The sequence below is a fragment of the Cohnella zeiphila genome (genome assembly GCF_014212055.1).
Taxonomy (GTDB): domain Bacteria; phylum Bacillota; class Bacilli; order Paenibacillales; family Paenibacillaceae; genus Cohnella; species Cohnella zeiphila.
In genome coordinates this window covers 1-1,708 of record NZ_JACJVO010000093.1, presented here as the reverse complement: position 1 = coordinate 1,708, position 1,708 = coordinate 1, and the positions used below count along the sequence as shown (strand labels likewise).

The 1,708-nt window shown below is 64.3% G+C and carries 1 protein-coding gene; it reads left to right on the top strand.

Going from position 1 to position 1,708, the window contains the following annotated elements:
• The coding region (locus tag H7C18_RS34800; RefSeq protein ID WP_185133720.1) for a helix-turn-helix domain-containing protein at positions 1-1,544 on the top strand (1,544 nt) is incomplete at its 5' end.
• Between the last annotated feature and the right edge of the window lie 164 nt (positions 1,545-1,708).

Below are 1,708 nucleotides of genomic sequence, written 5' to 3'. Positions count from 1 at the left end.
ACCGGGACTTCCTGCCGACGGAGGAGCCGATCATCGCGGTATCGGCGACGGAGACGGGAAGGCTTGTCGTGAACGGACGGTTCATTCCGCTGCGTCCGGGTACCGTCGTGGCGCTCGAACCGGGACAACTGGCGGAAGCCGGCGTTCCGGAAGGGGAGGAGCGCTGCCTGTACCTGATTCGGTTCCGAACGGGCCGGCTCCGGGAGGGCAAGCAGGCGGAAACGACGGAGACGGCGGAAGAGGACTCGGGAGCCGGAACGCTCCTGTCCGAACGGCAGATTTATCAACTGCCGGCGTCGTCCGTCCTGGCGTTGTGCGAGTCGATCCGAACGCATTGGGAGAGCGGCAAGCCGGCGGGCCGGCTGCGGGGCGAAGCCGCTTTTTACGAACTGCTGGCGCTGATGGCGGAGAGCCTGGATCGCCAAAAGACGGCGGCGGTGGAGCGGGCCATGAGGCTGTTGGAACGGAGCTTCCGGGAGGAATTGACGGTCGGCAGCCTGGCGAAGGAAGCCGGAATGAGCCGCTTCCACTTCATGCGCCTGTTCAAGGAGCGTTACGGAAAAGGCGCGCTGGAGATGCTGCAGGAACGGCGGATCCGGGAAGCGAAGCGGCTCCTGCGGGATGAAGTTCGGCCGACGGTTCGCGACGTCGCCTGCCGCGTAGGCTACAAGAACGAATCCTACTTCAGCACCCTGTTCAAAAAGCAGACCGGCATGGCGCCGACCGTCTATTTGCAAAATCGAGGGCCGCGGATCGCCGCCTACAGCTGGGTCAACGTCGGGCACCTGCTGACGCTGCAGATCGTGCCGTACGCGGCGCCGATCGATCATTACTGGACCGACGATTACCGGACCCGCTACGCGCCGGAAGTGGCCGTGCCGCTCAGCCACCGGTACGACTTCAATCGGGAAGCGCTGAGAAAGGCGGAGCCGGACGCGATCGTGGCGATCGACACGTACATTCCGGAGGAAGAGCAGAGCAGACTCGGGCAGATTGCGCCGGCGCTATTCCTGCCCTGGAAGGAAGATTGGCGCGAGCATTTGCGGCTGACGGCCGGTTTCCTGAAGCGGGCGGGCGAAGCCGAGAAGTGGATCGGGCGCTACGAACGGCAGGCGGCGCGCTGGCGCGAGGCCATTCGCAGGTCGACGAGCGTCGAGACGGCGCTGCTCGTCCATTTTTATCAAGGGAAGCTTTACGTATGGGGCAAAAAGGCCGGCACGGTGCTCTACGACGATCTCGGGCTCGTTCCCGGCGAAGGCGCGGAGGGGGAGGAATGGGTTCGCAAAGCCGATCCGGGCGAGATCGCGGACTTCTCCGCCGATCTCCTCCTCGTCAATGTCAGCGGAGATCCGGTCACCCAAGCGCATTGGGAACGGCTCGCCGGCTCCGATGAATGGAAAGAGCTGACGGCCGGCGGACGGCGCCGCGCGTTTCGGACCCCCGGCTATGCGGGCTGGGAAGCGCCCTGGAATGAATATGCGGCGTTTCATTTGGAGCGGCAGCTTGAACGGCTGGGCAAAGCGCTGCTCCAAGCCGGCATGTAAAGCAGCCGCCGGGACGCCAGAACCCTCGCTTCGCCGGTGCCGGCGGGCGAGGGTTCTGGAGCGTGAGTGGCGATGAAGGCTTATTTGGATTCGCCGTTCAAATAATTGTAGAACGGGACGTCCGTCCAGAAGTCGTAGGTCTCGACGTCGACCGACGGATCGAC